This is a genomic window from Pedobacter sp. HDW13, from assembly GCF_011303555.1.
Taxonomy (GTDB): domain Bacteria; phylum Bacteroidota; class Bacteroidia; order Sphingobacteriales; family Sphingobacteriaceae; genus Pedobacter.
On record NZ_CP049868.1, the window covers coordinates 2,923,383 to 2,942,570 of the forward strand.

Genomic DNA, 19,188 nt, shown 5'->3' on the forward strand with positions numbered 1-19,188 from the left:
ATGGCTCATTTATCCATACCAAACTTTATTGCTGTTAACTACAAAAGATTTTTAGCTACGGCTATGTTAACCTTGCTGCTCCTTTTTGGCGCTAAACCTGGCCAGGCGCAATACGTGCTCAATGCTGCCGATGCCCAATACGAGCTTTTTAATTATAGCAAGGCCATAAACCTTTACGAACAGGCCTACCAAAAGAAACCAACGCAGTACACCGCCGAGCGGCTTTACCATTGTTATGCCTTTATCAACGATTACAAACAGGCCGAAAGCTGGAGTGCCATTGCCGCTGCAATGCCAGATGCGAAACCCGAAAATATACTGGCCTATGCCAAAGCCTTACAGCAAAATAGTAAGTACACCGAAGCCAAACAGCAATTTCAAAAATACGCTGCTACTGGCGAAACCGTTGCCCCTGCCGATATAAACCGCTGGTTATTGAGCTGCGATTCTGCTTTGTATTGGATGAAAAACCCCACATCGGTTATCATTACCAATGCCGCTAAACTTAATTCTGCCCAATCAGACTGGGGGCTTAACACGTTTGGTAACGGCGTAACTTTTGCTTCCGATCGCGGTGCTGATGGTTCAGTACAAAACGGTTCCAATCGGCCCTTTTTTAAATTTGATGGCACAAAGAAACCCGATAAAAATATTTACGGCTGGACCGGAAACCATTATTTACGCCTCTATACACAAAGGGAATTAACCGATAGCGTAAGTCCTTTTCCTATTCAAACCCACACCGATTATCATATGGGGCCTGCCAGCTTTACGCAAAGCGGAAAGGAAATGTATTTCACCTTAACCAAAATCCCAAAGCATCCGGTTTATGTAAAAGGCAAACTGGCTACCGTTAACGTAGAAATCTATTCGGCTAAGTTAGATGAAAAGGGAAATTGGGGTAGTCCTCTCGCTTTTAGCTATAATAAAGTGGATGAATATTCGGTTAGCGATCCTTTTATCAGTGCCGATGGCAATACCCTTTACTTCAGTTCAACTATGCCCGGCGGCCTGGGCGGGGCAGATATTTATTTTTGCCTGAAAAGAGCAGATGGTACCTGGCAGCTTCCCGTTAATTTGAAAGCACTGAATACTGCCGGTAACGAACGTACACCTGTGTTGGGCGGGCATCAGGATTTTTATTTCAGTAGCGATGGTCGGGTAGGTATGGGCGGATTGGATATTTATAAAGCCAATCTCGTAGGAGATAAAATCAGTAAGATCGAAAATATGGGCTACCCGCTCAATTCGCCTCAGGATGATTTTGCTTTTCTGAAAACTAATGCACTAAACGGATACCTGAGCTCCAATCGCACAGGTGGCTTAGGAAACGATGATATTTACAGCTTTACTGCACCTCAATTATTGGTATTTAAACTTACCGGAATTGTTTTCGATAAACGTACTAACCTTCCACTCAACAATGCGTTGATTACGTTAAATAAAACCAATATACAAAACCTGAAAGTGTTAACAGGTGATGATGGTACATTTCAGTTCAATTTAGAAAAATCGGCTGATTATGAACTTACGGGAGAGAAAACCGCTTACCGCAACGATTTGGCCCAGGTAACCACCAAAGGCCTTACCACCAGCACCATGCTTAAGCAAAATCTGTATCTGGAAAAAATAGAGCTCGAGAAAGCAATTAAGCTGGAAAATATTTATTATGATTTCGATAAATCTGATATCAGGCCTGATGCAGCTATTGAGCTTAACAAACTGGTTAAAATTATGAAAGATAACCCAACCATTTGGATTGAGCTGGGTTCGCATACCGATAGCCGGGGTAACGATCAATATAACATGCAGCTATCGCAAAACAGGGCCAATGCTGCCGTTCAGTACATCATTAACCAGGGCATTGCCCCGAACCGGATTACTGCTAAAGGTTATGGCGAATCGCAACTGCTTAATAAATGTGCTAACGGTGTAAAATGTACAGCAGCCGAACACCAGTTAAACCGGAGAACCGAATTTAAGATTGTAAAATTATAAAACGTTGCTGTGCAGCAAGCGGCTTTTAGCGTTAGGGATAGACTAAAAAGCCCTTGTTTGCATGGCTTCGTTTTTTAGCAATTATTCTAAATACACCATAACCATAGGGTTTATATTTTCTCCTTATTAACAACTAATTAATTTCGGAACTCCTACGGATTTTCTTCACATGTTATCGAAGCAATTCCGAAGAAACAGGCTATATTAACCTTTGTTTACAGGCTTAATTTAAGGTTGCCAATTTATTTCACCACCTAAGACATGTAAGAATATTAAAGGTTGGAACGAAGACACGATTGCAATTTATTTACCATTTAAGACATATAAGCTCATGTAAGGGTAATTGTACTTATATGAAACTTATATATCTGATATGGTTTTTGTTTTACATGGTAATAAATTGAGTTGTCATCCTGAGCTTGTCGAAGGATCTGCCTTAACCTAATTCAATCATTCAAAACTCAATTACGCCAATACCTCTTCGCGCATTTCCTGGGCTGCTGCCACCATTTCAATCAGTGCTTTTTTGGTTTCATCCCAATGGCGGGTTTTTAATCCACAATCAGGGTTTACCCAAAGCTGATCGGCAGGAACCACAGCTTTCGCTTTTTCCAAAAGCTGCACCATTTCTGCTCTTGAAGGTACCCTTGGCGAGTGGATATCGTACACACCAGGCCCAATTTCGTTCGGGTATTTAAAGTCGGCAAAGGCATCAAGCAGTTCCATTTGCGAACGCGAACATTCAATTGTAATTACATCGGCATCCATATCGGCGATATTTTGGATAATATCGTTAAACTCCGAATAGCACATGTGAGTATGGATCTGCGTTTCGTCTTTTACACCGCTTGCCGAAATTTTAAAGGCCGTAACCGCCCATTTCAGGTAAGCCTGCCAATCTGTTTGGCGTAACGGAAGGCCTTCGCGTATGGCTGGCTCATCAATTTGAATGACTTTTATTCCTGCATTTTCGAGGTCTACCACTTCATCGCGGATAGCCAGTGCAATTTGGTTACAGGTAACTGATCTCGGCTGGTCGTTACGTACAAAAGACCATTGCAATATCGTAACCGGACCGGTTAACATGCCTTTTACAAGGATTGGGGTTAACGATTGCGCAAATGCTGTCCAGTAAACCGTCATGGCTTTAGGGCGGTCTACATCACCATAAATAATAGGGGGTTTAACGCAGCGGCTACCGTAGCTCTGTACCCAGCCATTTTTGGTAAAGGTAAAGCCGTTAAGCTGCTCACCAAAATACTCTACCATATCGTTACGCTCAAATTCGCCATGTACCAATACATCAATGCCAATTTCTTCCTGCCAGCGAATGGCTTCTTCGGTTTCCTTTTTTAATAAAGTATCGTATTCGGCAGGTGTAATTTCTCCCTTTTTAAATTGTGCCCTCCAGTTTCTAACTTCGGTAGTTTGTGGAAAAGAACCGATAGTTGTAGTAGGGAAAAGCGGCAGTTTTAAAATATCCTGCTGTGTCTTTTTCCTGATCGAAAAGGCATTTTCGCGTTCTGCATCTTTATCGGTAATGCCACTTACCCTTTGCTTTACTGTTGTGTTATGGATCAGCGTAGAAGTTCTGCGGCTTTCAATGGCGTTTTTGTTTTCAGTGAGTTTAGTCAGTGCCTCCTGACCGGGGGTTTCATCAGCCAATGCTTTGAGGGTAACCACCTCATCAATTTTCTGTTTGGCAAAGGCCAGCCATTGCTTAATTTCGGGGGTAAGGGTTTCCTCGTTGGTTTCCAGGTCCAGATCGCAAGGCGAATGCAATAATGAGCACGAAGGCGCAATCAATACGCGGTCGCTACCCAGTTGGGCTACTGCTTTTTTGATGATGGCTAAAGATTGCTCAAAATCATTTTTCCAGATATTTCTACCATCAACCACTCCAAGAGATAAGCTTAATGTAGCCGGAATGGCATTTAGTACTTCATCCAGCTGCTCAGGGCAACGTACCAAATCGATGTGTAAAGCCTGTACAGGTAAGCCGGTAGCCAGTGCAAGGTTATCTTTTAAGCCCTCAAAATAAGTGGCTACCAATACCTTAAGCTGCGGAAATTGTTTCCTGATTTCGGCATAAACATAATTGTAGGCTGCACGGGCTTTTTCGTTAATATCTAACGCTAAAAACGGTTCGTCGAACTGGATCCACTCTGCTCCCTGATCTTTCAGCTCTGTTAAAATCTGGAGGTAAACCGGTAACAGTTTCTTAATCAAGTCGATTTTATCAAAACCGGTTTCTTTTTCTTTGCCCAGTAACAGGTAAGAAACAGGCCCAATAATTACAGGTTTGCTGTTAATGCCCAGTTGTTTTGCCCTTACAAATTCGTTTACAATTTTGCCTGAGAAAAGGTTAAACTCCTGGTTTTTATAAAATTCGGGTACAATGTAATGGTAATTGGTATCGAGCCATTTGGTCATTTCCATGGCGGTAATGTCTAAACCATCTTTCTGGTAGCCCCGGGCCATGGCAAAATACAAATCGAGTTCGTTATTGGTTTTCTGCAGTACCACCTGGTTATAACGTTTTGGAATGGCGCCTACGGTTAGCGACATATCCAGGATCTGGTCGTAATAAGAAAAATCGTTTGAAGGAATCAGGTCGATACCTGCCTCTTGTTGTAGTTTCCAGTTTTGATCGGCAATGTTACGGCCTTTGCTCAGCAGCTCTGCCAAAGTAATTTTGCCGGCCCAATATTGCTCGCTGGCTTTTTTTAGTTCTCTGTTGCTCCCGATACGCGGGTAGCCTAGGTTGTGGGTTTGCATTTTTTCAACTTTTTAAATGGTTAATAATCATTGTAAAAAGCCCCTTGTTAATTTCGCAATGCAATAAGGAAGGAAGTATGAAGGAGCGCAATGCCACGGAAACAGGGCACAACAAGCCCATAAAGGTTTTGTACCAGTGTAACAGCATTTGTCTGACATCAGGCTTCAATCGCGAAAGCATTGTCAATTCCGGAACAGAAAGGTATCCTGACTTGTAACCGTTTTATCATCTATGGATGTTTTTGATAAAATCTTAAATGTTACTTACAGTTGCGCGACAGTTCGTGATTTACACACGATTCCCTTTTCACTTCCGGTTATTGAAATATATACAAGAACTCTTTTGCTTACAATCAGTTTTTAATTCTTTTCAAAGGTAGTTAAGTGGATATTAAAACTATTGATTGTGAAATAATAAGGTTAAACAGCTGTTTTTGTGTTGTTTTTTAGTGTATTTTGCTTTTGAGTACTTAGATTTGGCAGCAAAAAAGAAAAATATTCTATGAGCGAGCTTGATGAAACTGATTTATTACTGTTGAAGATTTTAGGCAATAACTCCAGTTACACCACAAAAGAGCTGGCAGCGCAGGTAAACTTATCGCCGTCGCCGGTTTTTGAAAGGGTAAAACGGTTAGAAAACAATGGCTATATTAAAAAATACATCGCTATACTGGATGCGGAGAAATTTAACCAGGGCTTTATTGTTTTTTGTAACATTAAACTGAAACAGCATGACCGAAAAATCGGCCACCACTTTGTGGCCGATATTTTAAAAATAGATGAAGTTACAGAATGTTATAATGTTTCTGGCGACTATGATTTTATTTTGAAGGTATATGCGAGGGACATGAAACACTATCAGGATTTTGTTTTCAATAAACTCGGCTCAGTAGAAAGTATTGGGAGTACACACAGCACTTTCGTAATGGCCGAGATTAAAAATTCGCATAACATTAATTTTTAAGGGGCTGTGGCATTCTTTCGTTTGTCTACAAGTTTGCCACACTGAGCCTGTTGAAATGCCTATTTAAACTGGTAAGTTTTAACATAATCAAATACAACCTCGTCGGGATATACGCCCTTGGTGTAGTCGCCGCCAAAACCAGTTAATTCGGTACTTAAGATCATGTATTCTGAAATACCCGACAGGCCTTTACTTGTGCGGAATACTTCGGTTCCATCAACAAAAAAGACGTATTCTACGTTGTTCCAAAGTAATCCAAAAGTGTGAAAATTATTGTCGTTAATGGTTTCGCTGGGTACAATTTTACTTTCGCTTTTGTGGGTTGCACCGTAGCCTCCCCAATGTACGGTATGGTAAGTGGCGTTTGGATTCGGCTTCAGGTATTCAAAAATATCAACTTCTGCACCCACTGCAAGTGCATTATCTGGCTGTGAACCCATTGTATTTGTTTGTAGCCAAAAAGAGGAGTGTGTACCAAGCGATTTTTGCATTTTAGCCCTGCATTCAAAATAACCGTACTTCTGGGCAAACTTACCATCGGTACACAGTTGCCCAACATAATATTTTCCATCAGTATCTTTAATCGTTTGTATCACCAGATTTCCTTTGCCATCAAGCGAAATGGTTTTATTGCCCGAAACAGTAGCATATCCCCTTACGGTTCCATCAGCCCTGTAAGCCCATTTCGTTGCATCGATTGTTGTGCCGTTAAAATCATCAACAAAAACAGGAGTCATCTGGTGAATAAAGTCGGCTGGTTTTAAAGGTTTTTGGAGAAATGGATCCGTTTTTTGCGAAAGCGTTGGTACTTCGGGAACATCATTTTTCTTGGCGCAGGATAAAAGTAGAACGGCGATTAAAATTGAAACTGTGTTTTTCATAATACATTTAAAATTTGGTTACAGGATAAAGGTGTACCTTTTTTAGAATAAGCAGGGGCTAAAATCCTTAACAAATGGGGCGAAAAATACAAAGATATTATGGGTAATATGGATGACCTGTTGCAGCAGGTGCATAGGCCTGTAGGTAGGAAGCTGCTTGTGGCCTGTAAGCTTAACATTTTCTTAATGTTCACCAAACTTAAAGGGTATACTGTCCAAATACCTTTGCCGAAAAAAGATTTATGAAACGAATAGTTGCCCTAATGGCCTTGTTGTGGCTTTCGGCGGGATATGTATCGGCACAAGAAAACCATGTGGTATTGATTAGTATAGATGGCTTACGCCCCGAATTTTATTTAGATCCGCAATGGGGCATGATTAATGTACGCCAGGCCATGCAAAACGGAGCATATGCAGAGGGCGTAAGGGGCAGTTTCCCAACGGTTACCTATCCTTCTCACACCACCATTGTAAGTGGTGTATTGCCAGCCAAACATGGTATTTATTATAACACACCTGTTGAACCGCTGGGCATTTCGGGCAAGTGGTTCTGGTATTACAAAGACATTAAAGTACCTACCATCTGGACAGCAGCTAAAGATGCAGGTTTAACAACCGCAGGGGTGAGCTGGCCGGTTACCGTTGGTGCGCCAATTACGTATAACCTGCCTGAGTATGTAATTCTTCCACAAGGTAAAGGAGAGAAAAAAGACGAGATTAAAGCCATGTCTTTGGAATCGAACCCTAAAGAGCTTTTTCAGGAAGTACAGGATTATGCGGTAGGTAAGTTTAACGAGGAATATGGTGCTTCGGTTGATTTTTATACCAGCGACCAGAATAAATCGCGCATGGCAGCCTATATTTTAAGAAGATATAAGCCAGCTTTCCTGGCATTGCACATTGCACTTTTAGATCACTTTGAACATGAGCAGGGCCGCGATGGAGATAAAGTAAGATCGGCTATCGTAGGGGCAGATGTGGCTATTAAAACCATTATGGATGCGGTAGAGGCATCGGGTATGAGCAAAAACACTACTTTCATCATTACCGGCGACCACGGTTTTGTTGATATCCACACACAGTTTAAACCTAATGTAGTACTAAACAAGCTTGGCCTTTACGATGATGCCAATAAAGAAGGCTGGAAAGCTTACTTTCAGCAAAGCGGTGGATCTGCCTTTTTACACCTTAAAGATCCAAACGATAAAAAAAGCGTAGAGCAGGTAAAAAAAGCATTAAGCCAGTTACCGGAAGGCATCCAAAGAACTTTCCACGTATTGGATAAAGAGGGGATTGCTAAAGCACAAGGCGATCCAACAGCTGTTTTAGCGCTTGCTGCAAATCAGGGTTTCAGCTTTGGAGCTTCGGCCACGGGCGATATGCTTGCTCCGGCCAGCGGTGGTACCCATGGCTACCTTCCAACTGATTTTAAAGAGATACAAACCGGTTTTGTCACTTTCGGTAAAGGAATAAAAGCAGGTGCTGTTTTGCCCTTAATTGGTCAGGAAGATATTGAACCTTTAATTGCAAAATTGCTTAACCTGAACCTAAAAACAGATGGCGTGTTATACCCGGGCATACTGGCTCCGGTAAAGAAATAACAGGCAAATAACTGGTTAAAAAAATAAAGGGCTTCGAAAGTATATTTTCGAAGCCCTTTATTTTTAATCTTTTTTTAACAGGTTTAAAATACGCCAATGTAGTGGTTTCCTGTTTTGTTAATCAGTTTAGCGCCTTTGGTTACGTTACCCGTTCTGCTGTTGATGATGTAAATGTTGCCATCTTTACCAACTGGGGTTACAGCTACAAAAACTTCATCGCCATTTACTACCCAACCCTGATATTGAAAAAAGTAAAGATCGGGTTCATAAGGTAAGGTTACCTGTTTAGCGGTTTTGGCATTTAAATCTACCCTTGCAATAAAACTTTGTTGTTCGGTGGCATTAAAGGCTGAGGCAGCTGCTCCATCATGCGTGTACATGATAAAGGCAATTCCGTTTCCGGCATATGTCCAGCTTTCTATGTAGGCTCCTTTAACACCTAAAGCTGCATCTAAGCTAAATTTATACGCGTTATCGTATTCGTTATTTGGGTTAATACGCAGGATATGTGAACCTGCCTCTTGCGTAGCCTGGTAAATGTAACCATCTTCGGCCAGGTAAGAATTGAAATTGCGATAACCATTGGTGTTACCTGTGCTCACAGTAGAACTGATTAAAGTTGGGTTTTTTAGTGATGGATAATCAACCAGTAACGATTTTGCAGGGATTTTAACAGTCCCCGAATTATCAGCAATGCCCATTGCGGTATTGTACTTGCTTTTAGAAACACCAATAATTAACTTGTTACCCGCTTTGTTTAATACCGGGCCATCTAAACGTCCAATGTAAAAACCCTGAGCCTCTTCGGTTGCTAAAAGCGGAATTTCATACTGCTCGTAAGTTTTAATGCCTGCAGCCTGCAGGTTTAAAGACAATACTGTTGATTTTGCCCTTGCATATTTATAGGTTATTCCATCCGCTTCTGTAGTAATTTTTACACCCGAAACGTTTACTGCAACACCAGTTTTATCGTTATCGAATAGTTTCACCCAGCGGGGTGAAGTAGTTGCGTAGCTGGAAATATTTACCTTGTCGCTTAATTCAGCATAGCTGCTACCACCATTTACTTTATATTTAGAAAACTCTCCTCCGTTTGGTCCGGTGTAAGCAATGTTAAAAAGTGTACTTCCATCAAGCGATGATTGTAAACGGGCAGTACGTTGCGACCTTACTGGAAAACCATTGGTATAAACATCTATAGATTTGTTGGGGTCTTTGGCATCGTTTACACTTACCGAATACACCATTGTTCCACCATTACCATCTCCCGGGTAGTACCCATCAAAGCACCCGAAAGGGTAATCCAGCGGCTGGAGTTGCCCAGGTTTTCTTCCGGCTCTGGTATTTCATTATTTTTCGAACAACCTGAAATAGTAGTTGCCATTGCTACAGCTCCAAGCATCAAGAGCTTTAAAAATTGCTTTTTCATATTAATGATTAATTAGATTTAAAAATTGTTAATGGTATAGTTAAACTTTAAATAAAATGCTCTTCCAGGTTTTTGGGCGGCAAAATTATCGTAAGCCTCTTTGTTAAATATGTTTTTGGCGTCGAAACTGATCACCATCCTTTGGTTAGGGAAACGGTAGCTGGTGCCTAAATCCTGTATAAACTGGGTAGGGGTAATGTTAAATTCGTCGCGTTTAAGCTGCCAGATGGTTTCGAAGGGGTGTACATAACCGAAATTGTAATACAGGTTTAAAGCCGATTTTTTCTGCAACAGATTATCTATGCGGTATTGTACATTACCGTTTGCGGTAAAGAAGGGTTCGTTTGGAATTTGATTGCCGTTAAAGAGCGAAGCTCCATCCTGCAGCAATGCATTGAATCTCGACAAGTTCAGTACCACATTCAGTTTACGGTATATGTAGTTTACTTCAGCTTCGAATCCGATAGATCGTACGCCGGATAGGTTTACATTGTTGGAGGTTTCCATATTGGTAATATTCCGGTCGCTTGATAAAAGCACGATTTTATCTTTGGTGTTACGTAAAAAACTACCTCCTGAAATAGAAATGCGATGTTGGTTAAAGCGAAAGGTACCTGCACGGAAGCCCAGGTTAAAATTATTACTGATCTCTGGACGGATAGATGGATTGGCCACTAAATTGTCGGCCTGGTTACCGAATATCTCCGATTCGCCGGGCATTCTTACTGCTTTCTCGGCCGAGGCGATAATAACAAAGTTGGGTTTAAGGGAATATGAAGTGGCAAAACCATAACCAGTGGTATTTCGGTCGTCGCTGGTTATCCTTTCTATACGGGTAGGCTGTCCGTTTACATTTTGTTGTACGGGGTCTGTCCGGTCTATTTTTTGTTGATAGTATTTACCAAATAAACTGGTTCTTAAACGGCCTTCAAAAGCTTCCATTTCGTATGAGAAAGCCGAAACATTTTTAGTCAGGTCGCTGGTCGACAGATAATTTCGTTCCAATATGGTTCTCAGCTCGTCCATATCCTGCCTGTCTACCACATAAAACATATGGTTAAAAACTACTTTATGGTTTTCGGCAATATTGTAACTTAAACTGGCGCGTAAAGTCGCAATTTGCCTGCTGATGTTGTTCATGGTTGGGGCAGCCTGTTGTGCACCACCAAGTGTGCGCAAGGGTTCGCCTTTTATGCCAATTACTTTCTGCCCATCCCAGTTGTAGCGGTAACTTACCGTATCCTGAATGTATTGATGCCTGTCGCTGTAAACACCGTTAAAGCTAAAATTTAAGCCTTTTAACAACAGGTCGTTCTTTTTATAATCGAGACCAATTACATGTGCCTGCGATTTTGAAAATCTGCCCATATAAGGCCTGCTCATGTACTGGCCATGTTGTACCTCATCGTAAGTATCCGAAACGTTATAGTTTACCATCAGGTTGTCGGCCCATTTTACATCGGTAAAACCCAGTTCGAAACGGCCACCATACGATTTGTAGGCATCATTAAACCGCTTTCCCCGAGTTTCGATCATCTGGCCGTTGGGCTGTTCATTACGTACAAACTTGCCCCATACCTCATAATCGTTATCAGAGTAGCTGTAAAAACCTGATCCGCGTACCGTAAAACCAGATTTGGCATCGCGGTACATGCCGCTTAAATCGGCCTGTTGGGTATTAAAAGAGCCATAAGAAACTGAGGCATTTAAGTTGTTGCGCAAACCGCCTTTTTTTAAAATCACGTTAATGCCTCCGCCCAGGTAATCGCCGGCAAGGTGCGCAGGCAATACGCCTTTATACACTTCTATCCGCTCAATCATAGATGGTGGAATATTGTTGAGGTTGAAAGAAGAACCATAGGTAGAAATCTCTATTCCATCAATAAAAATTCCAATGGCGCGGCCTGACATTCCGTTTAAGTTGTAATTTGCTTCAGAACCGATACCGCCACTCTGGCGAACCCTAACTCCAACAGTTCTATTAAGAAGTTCGTTGGTTTGTAAATTCCGTAATGATGCTGCTTTGGTATCAATTACATTCACGGCAAAACCCGAAGTTTCGATCTTCCTTTTTTCTGTTTTGCCCTGCACGGTTACCTGCTCCAGCTCGCGATCGGAAATGGTTAGCACCTTTGGGTTTAGCACAGTTTTATCTTTATTAATATTAACTGCGAAGTTTTTGTGGCGTATTTCAACAGAACTGATAATCAGCGTATAATTGCCATATTTCACTGCCTGCATCTCATACTTGCCATCAGCATCTGTCATGGTTTTTCTGTCAAGCTCTTTCAGTAAAACAGTAGCACCGCTAACCGCTTCGCCCTGCTCGTTGGTTACCTTGCCCCACAGGGTGCCGGTTTGGGCTGATGCTGCGGAAGTGATACAGGATATGATGAGGATTAATAAACAGTGTTTCATTAAATAGTGTAATTTTTTATATTTGTTCTTTAGAATAGGTCTTAATAAGAATAACTTTGCCGCAAAGATAAAAGCTGAATATGACGCAATCGGGAGAAGAACTAACGCTTAAGGGAGAATATAAACACGATATAGAAAGTGTGTTTTCGTTTAATAAAGCGATTGCTTTCAGCTATATTAAGGATGTAGCAGACCGGAAGAAGATCGAAATCAGGATGAGCCATCCGGATGATGAGCAGTTAGAAGTTTTTCAAATGATTTTTGTGTTGAAAGGGAATGTCACCGTCCACACCTCTGATGCACCGGATAAGGTAAATATCAGTGTACATCAACACAACCTTTGCCGGGTAGCCATTCAGTCGGTGCGCATGGTTATGAGCGATAGTAGCGACGAAGTGGTTTGTATTAACCTGAGTGCTGCTTTTTTAAACCGGTATGTACCGGTTAACCATCCGGCACATCGCAGACTCATGGCTGTACGCACAGGCAAGGAGGCCCCGGTCATGCTTTCACCAGTAAACTTGTCTGTTACGCCCGAAATTGGTACAATTTTGCAACGACTGAGCGATGCAGCTCAAAGTAATTTCTGCGATCAGTTGCTGCTCGAATCTAAAGTAATTGAACTACTGGCGCTGCAACTTGGACAATTTGAGCAGCTTCAAAGTAGTATAGGTACGCCAAAGCTTAAAACCGAAGAATTAGAAAGGATGCAGGAAGCACGGGAAATCTTAATACACCATGTTGGAGAAAAGCTGTCGTTACGTACCCTGGCCCACCTGGTGGGTACCAACGAGTTTAATCTTAAACGCGATTTTAAAACTGTTTTCGGTAATACCGTATATGGTTACCTCAATCAGTTTAAAATGGAAAAGGCCAGGTCAATACTCCTGGCAAAAGATATTACCATTGCCGAGATTGCTAAAAAGGTAGGCTACAAGCATGCTACACACTTTACCAGCGCATTTAAAAAATACTTTGGCTACTTGCCCAATAAAATTAAAGCAGGCAAATTATCGTTATTGATCTTCATGGAAGATATTATTGTGCTTTTTGATAATCTCTTTTGTGCAATAGTTTAGTAGGAATAGTTTTCTATCAAACCATAGAAACTCCTTGGTTTCCTTTTGTACCAGTTGAAATCTAAAGACTGATTTTTTACAGTAATTTTTGGTAGCAGAAGAATCGTAATCCCGGGCGTTTGGCCAGTGTAATTTCTCCACTAAATGCATAACCTAATTTGGGGAACAGCGCTTGTGTAGCCTTATTCTCACTATTGGTATCTACCCTTAAAATGGTAATGTTACGTGTTTGCGCCACAGTTTCTGCCTGCTGCATTAAGGCCCGGGCAATGCCTTTGCCCTGTAAATCGGGGTTTACCGCCAGGCGGTGGGTTACAATGGCATTTTCGGTAATATCCCAGCCGGCATCAGCATATTCGGGATCCTGATCGGTAGTAATGGCTGTAACCCCTGCAATTTGATTGTCTATTTCAGCTACCCATAACTGCGCCAGCGCAATGTCTTTCTCAAATACTTCGGGGTTTGGATAATCGTTTCCCCACTGGAAATTTCCTGCAGCCTGCATTAAGGGCACTACTTTACGTACCAATTGCATTATACCTGCTATATCTGTCGTTTCGGCTAATCTGATTGTCATGGACCAAAGATAGCAGAATGAAGAAAAGCATCGTTCATCGCTATGTCAGAACAGGTTTTTACAGAGGATAAATTTGTGCAAAAGAAATAAACCACAGATAAAAAGAATAACCACAGATTTAAATAAATGATCTGTGGTTATCTGTGGCAAAAAACAGGAATCTTTTTTTCCCGGTTAGTTATTCAAAATCTCTTTGGTTTTTGATAGAGTTTCGGCTGCTGTTGTTTTAGGCAGATTACTGATCTCGAACTGTTTCAAAGCATTTTCAAGCTGTTGCAGTTTTTCGCTTTGGTTTTTATCAGTATATTCTTTTCTAAGTAGTTTTATTTTTTCAAAATCCTGTGCGCCTTCAATCATTTTTTCGAAACGTACCGAGCTAAATGGTCCCGGGTAAACCAGGTAAGTGTCGCCGGCAGGCCATGCCGTAAAACGCGTATCGGTTAACGGACTTTTGGTCCAGCTGTTAAAGGCCCAACGCAGGTAACCATCCATGTTTTTGTTGGCGGTGTACCAACCCATCCAAACCGACTCTGCCGGCGATGAAAAGCTAAAAGCATTTGGGTAAGGTTCGGTACAGCAAGTGTACCAGGTGCTTATTTTGCCCGCTGCATGGCGGTTTTTCAATACCTCGGCAGGGTATTCCCATTTAGAGGCAATGCAATAGTTAAAAATATCTTTTTCAATTTCCTGGTGATATTCGCCGGCCAATGCGATTTTCCATTCGCTATCAATCGATTTTAGCAGGCTGATTACACTTTTCATGGCAGGCATAGGCCTTTCGTCCATGGCAATGTAGGTTTTGTTAAACCAGTTTTTCTGTTTCAGGTGGCGGGTAAAATCTTTAAGCATGGTGCCCCAAAAAACGTTGTAACCTGGGGTGCCAATGGCTTCCGTAAAAACAGCTTCTTTGTTGGTGCTCTCGTCGAAATAGCTGAATGCAATTTTCCAGGGTACCATACTGTAGCAGTTAATGCGCTGGTTAATGCCGCAGCTCATGGTAAAAGCTACATATTTATCAAACAGGCTATAATCGTAACTCCAGCTACCATCTTTTTTCTTCGTCCATTTAATCAGGCTGGGGTAGTCGTCGTAAGTTTGGTGTCCCCAGGGTTCGTTTACAATGCTGGTGGTAATGGTTTTTTGTCCGGCATTAGCCAGCATTTTATAATAATCTTTCATTAAGTCAAAATGCTCGTTGCTCCATAATTTTACCTGGTGCACCCGTGCAATGGCTGCCGGATGTTGCCAAAGGTCTAAATCGTAAGCCCACTGCTCTGGCGAAGTTAAGGTTCTGTCTACCACCCTAACCGAAATTTCGAGGCTGTTTGCTTTATCTCCGTTAATGCTAACGGTTCCTTTATAAATACCAGCTTTTGCTCCCTGCGGAACTTTTATGCTTAGCCAAACCGGTTGGGTACTATTAGGCGTTAAAGTAAGTACTTTAGTTTTGGTATCGATAAGATCGGCAACGTACGAAGAATCAAAATCTTTCGATTTGCGGTAACCGCAACCATCTCTGAATTCGTCGGTAATTACATATTTGATAAAGCCTGTTGATAGGTTTTCTTTTTTAATGGTATTACCTTCAGGGCTTTTTAAATCGCTTATATTCAAGCTTACCGGGGCGGTGCCTTTTGTCCAGATCAGGATTTGGGTGTTTAGGATTTCGCCTTTCCAGGAGTTAAATACCCAGCTTTTGTTGTTGTTTACCGTTGGCGGCACTTCGCGGGCAAAGCGTTGGTTGCTGCTGGCAAAGCTTAGGTTTAATCCGGCAGGTACTTTTGCCCATTGGGCAGTAACAACATCTGTACTTAATTTGGGTGCTTTTTGGAGGGCCAGACTGGCATCTTGCGCATTAACCGTTGCAGCGGTTAACAGGGTTAAAATAAATAGAGAAAACTTCATAATCCACAAGTTAACAAATTGTAAATCATACTGTAGAAAGCATTTTTAGCGCAATCGTTTGTGTGATTGTAACAAAGATGATGCAAGCCGGAAGGCAAGAGGTAGAGGGCTGGAAGGTTAGGGGGTTGAAGGGAGGGGGGCAAATAAAAAAATACCCGTTTGTATATCTAGTATATCGCCAAAATGGCAATCTAGTGCTTTACATCTTTACGAAGCAGTTTGCTCACATGGCTTTCATCGGTAAGGTCGAATTCGGCTGCAATTTGCTTCAGTCCAAATCTCCCACTGGCCATCCGCTGTTCGATTAAATGCTTGCGGTAATCGTTAATGTAGCTACGAAGTGTGAATCCGGTGTTCCGCTTGAAATACGGCCCAATATAATCTTCAGAGCGTTTAAAGTGGGCAGCCATTACGCTTGCTTTTAACTGCTTAGGCTGGTAAATGTGTTTATGCAGGTAACAGAAAAGGGCCTGTATATCTTTTGTGCGCTGGCTATTGCTTTTAATTTCGGGCATGTTGCGCTGCATAATATGCGCTAGGGTAAGGATTTGTGCCCAGATCAGCATTTCATTCTGCAGCATATTGTGCTTTAATGCCAGTACAAGCGTAATGATCTGGTCGGCAACCTGTTGGTCTTCTTCTGAGAAATTAAAACCTGAAAGGTGGGTTTCCCGACTCTTGATCAGGTATTCTAATTGCTTGATCCCTAGTAGACTAATGTCGTTTTGATGGATGTAGATATCGGTGAATTTCATATAAATAAAATGTGTCTTCTCTTCGATCTCAAAATAGTGTTCATCATCAGGGCCGATTAAAAACAGGTTGCCCTGCCGATAGGCAATCGGTAACTGGTTAATGAAATGAACACCAGAACCCGATTTGACATAAATCAGCTCATAGTGGTTGTGCCTGTGTACTGGGTACGGCCATGCTGTTGCCTCGAACTCCGAAACCACAAGAGGTTGAAACTGGATATATCGCTTAATCATAGATTTATACAAATTTATCAAAGTATTTTACAAAAGTGCCTGTGGTTTTATCGTTCACCTTTGCATAGTAATAAATAAAACAGCAATGAAAAACATTAAAACCGCACTCGTAGTAGGTGCAAACGGGGTAATTGGAAGTAAGCTGATTGAGCATTTGGAAAGTTTGGGCAATTGGAATATTATCGGTTTATCGCGTAGAGGAGGCTTAAGCACAAATAAAACACAATACCTCACTGTTGATTTACTGAACGAGGCTGAAAGCAAGCAGCAATTGCATAAACTGCACGGGGTAACACATATTTTTTATGCTGCGTACCAGGACCGATCAGATTGGGCTGGCCTTGTTGCCCCAAATATGGCAATGCTGGTTAATGTAGTTAATGCGATCGAAAGTGTAGCAGAGAACCTGCAGCATATAAGTTTAATGCAAGGTTATAAGGTTTATGGTGCACACTATGGGCCATTTAAAACGCCTGCAAAAGAAAGTGATGGTGCACATATGCCTCCTGAGTTTAATGTATCGCAGCAAGAGTTTTTAACAGAACATCAAAAGGGTAAAAAATGGACCTGGTCGGCGCTTAGACCTTCGGTTGTTGCCGGAACGGCCTTGGGTAATCCTATGAACCTGGTGATGGTTATAGCTGTATATGCTTCAATTTCAAAAAAATTAGGTGTACCCCTTCGTTTTCCGGGTAAACCTGGTGCATACGATAAGTTGCTGGATATTACCGATGCCGGATTACTGGCAAAAGCTACGGTTTGGGCTGCTACAAATACAGCATGTGCCAACCAGGCTTTTAATATTACCAACGGCGATTTAATTAGATGGAATGACCTTTGGCCTAAAATTGCCACCTACTTTAAAATGGAAACTGCTGCTCCTTTACCAATGCCTTTACAGCAAGTGATGGTCGATAAGGCAGAAATATGGGCAGACATACAGGCCAGTTATGGTTTAGCCGACACTAGTTACGAAGCAGTATCGTCATGGGCTTTCGGCGATTTTGTTTTTTCATGGGATTACGACTTCTTTTCGGACGGAACCAAAGCAAGAAGAATGGGGTTTAATGAATATATAGACACTGAAAAAATGTTCTTCGACTTATTTGATGAACTTAAGCGTCAGAAAATTATTCCTGAAATTTAGGGTTAAGTTAAAATAGTGGTTTAAAATAAAAAGCAAAGCAACCTGCTGGTTACTTTGCTTTTTATTTGGATATATCTAAAGGTTATACATCCCGCCATCCACAATCAGCTCCGATCCTAAAATAAATGAAGAATCATCAGAGGCGAAGAAGGTAATTGTTTTGGCAATTTCTTCGGCATCGCCAAACCTGCCTACCGGAATTTTTTGGGTAAGGCTGTCGCCCATTTGCTTTAAATCTTCTGTCGATAAACCAAGCTTATCTGTACTATGTAAAGGCGTAACAACCGGGCCAGGGCTTACAGCGTTTACCCTGATTTTGCGATCGGTTAATTCGGCCGAGAGGTTTTTGGCCAGGGTTAGCAAAGCTGCTTTACTTGCGGCGTAAACCGTTGCACCTGCCATGCCAATGTGCGCGTTTATCGAAGTGTTTAGTATTATCGATCCACCATTATTAATTAATGGTAATAATTGTTGTAAACTAAAATAAGCACCTTTAAAATTGATGTTCATAATTTCATCAAATGTTTCTTCGGTCATGGTGACCAGCGCATCAAACTTTCCTACTCCTGCATTTATCACTACAATATCGAGTGTTGGTGTAATGGTTTTTACCTGCTCGGCCAGTTTGGTAACTTCTTCCATGTATGCGCTATCCGAAATTATGCCGTAAGCATTGTCACCCAGTTTGGCTAATGCTTCATTTACCGATTTCTCGTTTCTGCCTGTAATAATTACTTTGGCGCCCTGAGCTAAAAAATCTTTTGCTGTTGCGAAACCTATACCGCTGTTTCCTCCTGTAATGATGGCGGTTTTACCTGCTAATTTTTTCATATCTTTATGTTTTAATAGCTCAAAGAGACGGTAAATCCCCATGCCCATCAAGTAGGTACTTTTTGGTTCGGTACGTACTTTTTTGTAAGAAATGCCCCGAGTTTCTTTAAATACCTGTAGCAAAATTTTATATGACAAAGAAAAGACAAGCCTATTATACCTGTTCAATGGAAGCTGCCTTAAATGTAATTGGAGGGAAGTGGAAACTAACGATTTTAAACCGTCTATTATCGGGGCCTAAACGGTATGGAGAGCTTCATCGCAGCGTTGCAGGCATTACCGAAAAAATGCTTACCCAGCAGTTGCGCGAGCTGGAAGAAGATCGGGTAATTGCCCGCACAATTTATCCGGTAGTACCACCCAGGGTAGAATATGCTTTTACCGAATCGGGAGAAAAACTGAGCGATGTTTTTAAGGCTTTAGAAATATGGGGGAGTAATTTTCAGTACCGCATTAACCCGATATCAGGTAATGCAGATCACGATAAAAGCTGTTATGCCTTTAAAGAAGAAGAGCAGCCAGATCAACTTATCCACAACCCATAAGCACATGCCGGTTTAATTTAAAGGAAAATCGGATATTTGCAGCTGC

The 19,188-nt window shown here is 41.6% G+C and carries 15 protein-coding genes and 1 riboswitch; of the genes, 6 read left to right on the forward strand and 9 right to left on the reverse strand.

What is annotated here, in order from left to right; translation table 11 throughout:
• Entirely contained in the window at window positions 1-1,998 is a 1,998-nt protein-coding gene (locus G7074_RS12525; RefSeq protein WP_166208653.1) for an OmpA family protein, read from the forward strand.
• Between the two features lie 465 nt (window positions 1,999-2,463).
• Here the strand turns inward: G7074_RS12525 and metE are convergent, their stop codons facing one another.
• The gene (metE, locus tag G7074_RS12530) at window positions 2,464-4,776 is read right to left on the reverse strand and encodes a 5-methyltetrahydropteroyltriglutamate--homocysteine S-methyltransferase (RefSeq protein ID WP_124562118.1); all 2,313 of its coding nucleotides are present in this window, start codon (window positions 4,774-4,776) and stop codon (window positions 2,464-2,466) included.
• 179 nt (window positions 4,777-4,955) lie between these two features.
• A riboswitch (cobalamin riboswitch) is annotated at window positions 4,956-5,135 on the reverse strand.
• 143 nt (window positions 5,136-5,278) lie between these two features.
• Here metE and G7074_RS12535 point away from each other — a divergent pair.
• Window positions 5,279-5,740 (forward strand): Lrp/AsnC family transcriptional regulator, encoded by a 462-nt coding sequence (locus G7074_RS12535; protein WP_124562117.1) that lies wholly within the window; start codon window positions 5,279-5,281, stop codon window positions 5,738-5,740.
• A 59-nt stretch (window positions 5,741-5,799) separates the two neighbouring features.
• On the opposite strand, the gene G7074_RS12540 is transcribed toward G7074_RS12535, so the two are convergent.
• Window positions 5,800-6,621 (reverse strand): family 16 glycosylhydrolase, encoded by an 822-nt coding sequence (locus G7074_RS12540; RefSeq protein WP_124562116.1) that lies wholly within the window; start codon window positions 6,619-6,621, stop codon window positions 5,800-5,802.
• Between the two features lie 242 nt (window positions 6,622-6,863).
• Between G7074_RS12540 and G7074_RS12545 the strand changes: the two genes are divergently transcribed.
• A complete protein-coding gene (locus G7074_RS12545; protein ID WP_166208656.1) occupies window positions 6,864-8,222 on the forward strand; it encodes an alkaline phosphatase family protein in 1,359 nt (452 codons plus the stop codon).
• A gap of 83 nt (window positions 8,223-8,305) precedes the next feature.
• On the opposite strand, the gene G7074_RS12550 is transcribed toward G7074_RS12545, so the two are convergent.
• Genes G7074_RS12550 through G7074_RS12555 form a run of 3 tightly spaced genes read right to left on the reverse strand, consistent with a single transcriptional unit; the run spans window position 8,306 to window position 12,069 of the window.
• The gene (locus G7074_RS12550) at window positions 8,306-9,469 is read right to left on the reverse strand and encodes a hypothetical protein (RefSeq protein WP_205944188.1); all 1,164 of its coding nucleotides are present in this window, start codon (window positions 9,467-9,469) and stop codon (window positions 8,306-8,308) included.
• The gene (locus tag G7074_RS26600; protein WP_205944189.1) at window positions 9,454-9,651 is read right to left on the reverse strand and encodes a hypothetical protein; all 198 of its coding nucleotides are present in this window, start codon (window positions 9,649-9,651) and stop codon (window positions 9,454-9,456) included. The genes G7074_RS12550 and G7074_RS26600 overlap by 16 nt, the downstream gene beginning before the upstream one ends.
• A gap of 18 nt (window positions 9,652-9,669) precedes the next feature.
• On the reverse strand, window positions 9,670-12,069 hold the full coding sequence (locus tag G7074_RS12555; protein WP_124562113.1) for a TonB-dependent receptor: 2,400 nt from the start codon (window positions 12,067-12,069) through the stop codon (window positions 9,670-9,672).
• Between the two features lie 80 nt (window positions 12,070-12,149).
• Here G7074_RS12555 and G7074_RS12560 point away from each other — a divergent pair, with 80 nt between their 5' ends.
• Window positions 12,150-13,148, forward strand: coding sequence for a helix-turn-helix transcriptional regulator (locus G7074_RS12560; RefSeq protein ID WP_166208659.1), 999 nt, complete (start codon window positions 12,150-12,152; stop codon window positions 13,146-13,148).
• A gap of 76 nt (window positions 13,149-13,224) precedes the next feature.
• On the opposite strand, the gene G7074_RS12565 is transcribed toward G7074_RS12560, so the two are convergent.
• From G7074_RS12565 to G7074_RS12575, 3 genes are all read right to left on the reverse strand, one after another.
• A complete protein-coding gene (locus tag G7074_RS12565) occupies window positions 13,225-13,725 on the reverse strand; it encodes a GNAT family N-acetyltransferase (RefSeq protein ID WP_124562111.1) in 501 nt (166 codons plus the stop codon).
• A 174-nt stretch (window positions 13,726-13,899) separates the two neighbouring features.
• Window positions 13,900-15,630, reverse strand: coding sequence for a DUF4091 domain-containing protein (locus tag G7074_RS12570; protein ID WP_166208662.1), 1,731 nt, complete (start codon window positions 15,628-15,630; stop codon window positions 13,900-13,902).
• Window positions 15,631-15,821: 191 nt separating this feature from the next.
• Entirely contained in the window at window positions 15,822-16,619 is a 798-nt protein-coding gene (locus G7074_RS12575) for an AraC family transcriptional regulator (RefSeq protein WP_124562109.1), read from the reverse strand.
• An 85-nt stretch (window positions 16,620-16,704) separates the two neighbouring features.
• Here G7074_RS12575 and G7074_RS12580 point away from each other — a divergent pair, with 85 nt between their 5' ends.
• Complete coding sequence (locus tag G7074_RS12580) at window positions 16,705-17,766, forward strand: SDR family oxidoreductase (RefSeq protein ID WP_166208665.1); 1,062 nt, start codon at window positions 16,705-16,707, stop codon at window positions 17,764-17,766.
• A 75-nt stretch (window positions 17,767-17,841) separates the two neighbouring features.
• Here G7074_RS12580 and G7074_RS12585 read toward each other — a convergent pair whose 3' ends face one another.
• Entirely contained in the window at window positions 17,842-18,597 is a 756-nt protein-coding gene (locus G7074_RS12585) for an SDR family oxidoreductase (RefSeq protein WP_166208668.1), read from the reverse strand.
• A gap of 131 nt (window positions 18,598-18,728) precedes the next feature.
• On the opposite strand from G7074_RS12585, the gene G7074_RS12590 reads away from it, so the two are divergent.
• Window positions 18,729-19,142 (forward strand): helix-turn-helix domain-containing protein, encoded by a 414-nt coding sequence (locus G7074_RS12590; RefSeq protein WP_124562106.1) that lies wholly within the window; start codon window positions 18,729-18,731, stop codon window positions 19,140-19,142.
• Window positions 19,143-19,188: the final 46 nt, after the last annotated feature.

Coding starts and splice junctions, on each gene's coding strand:
- G7074_RS12525 (WP_166208653.1), top strand. CDS start 1: ATGGCTCATTTATCCATACCAAACTTTATTGCTGTTAACTACAAAAGA.
- metE (WP_124562118.1), bottom strand. CDS start 4,776: ATGCAAACCCACAACCTAGGCTACCCGCGTATCGGGAGCAACAGAGAA.
- G7074_RS12535 (WP_124562117.1), top strand. CDS start 5,279: ATGAGCGAGCTTGATGAAACTGATTTATTACTGTTGAAGATTTTAGGC.
- G7074_RS12540 (WP_124562116.1), bottom strand. CDS start 6,621: ATGAAAAACACAGTTTCAATTTTAATCGCCGTTCTACTTTTATCCTGC.
- G7074_RS12545 (WP_166208656.1), top strand. CDS start 6,864: ATGAAACGAATAGTTGCCCTAATGGCCTTGTTGTGGCTTTCGGCGGGA.
- G7074_RS12550 (WP_205944188.1), bottom strand. CDS start 9,469: ATGGTGTATTCGGTAAGTGTAAACGATGCCAAAGACCCCAACAAATCT.
- G7074_RS26600 (WP_205944189.1), bottom strand. CDS start 9,651: ATGAAAAAGCAATTTTTAAAGCTCTTGATGCTTGGAGCTGTAGCAATG.
- G7074_RS12555 (WP_124562113.1), bottom strand. CDS start 12,069: ATGAAACACTGTTTATTAATCCTCATCATATCCTGTATCACTTCCGCA.
- G7074_RS12560 (WP_166208659.1), top strand. CDS start 12,150: ATGACGCAATCGGGAGAAGAACTAACGCTTAAGGGAGAATATAAACAC.
- G7074_RS12565 (WP_124562111.1), bottom strand. CDS start 13,725: ATGACAATCAGATTAGCCGAAACGACAGATATAGCAGGTATAATGCAA.
- G7074_RS12570 (WP_166208662.1), bottom strand. CDS start 15,630: ATGAAGTTTTCTCTATTTATTTTAACCCTGTTAACCGCTGCAACGGTT.
- G7074_RS12575 (WP_124562109.1), bottom strand. CDS start 16,619: ATGATTAAGCGATATATCCAGTTTCAACCTCTTGTGGTTTCGGAGTTC.
- G7074_RS12580 (WP_166208665.1), top strand. CDS start 16,705: ATGAAAAACATTAAAACCGCACTCGTAGTAGGTGCAAACGGGGTAATT.
- G7074_RS12585 (WP_166208668.1), bottom strand. CDS start 18,597: ATGAAAAAATTAGCAGGTAAAACCGCCATCATTACAGGAGGAAACAGC.
- G7074_RS12590 (WP_124562106.1), top strand. CDS start 18,729: ATGACAAAGAAAAGACAAGCCTATTATACCTGTTCAATGGAAGCTGCC.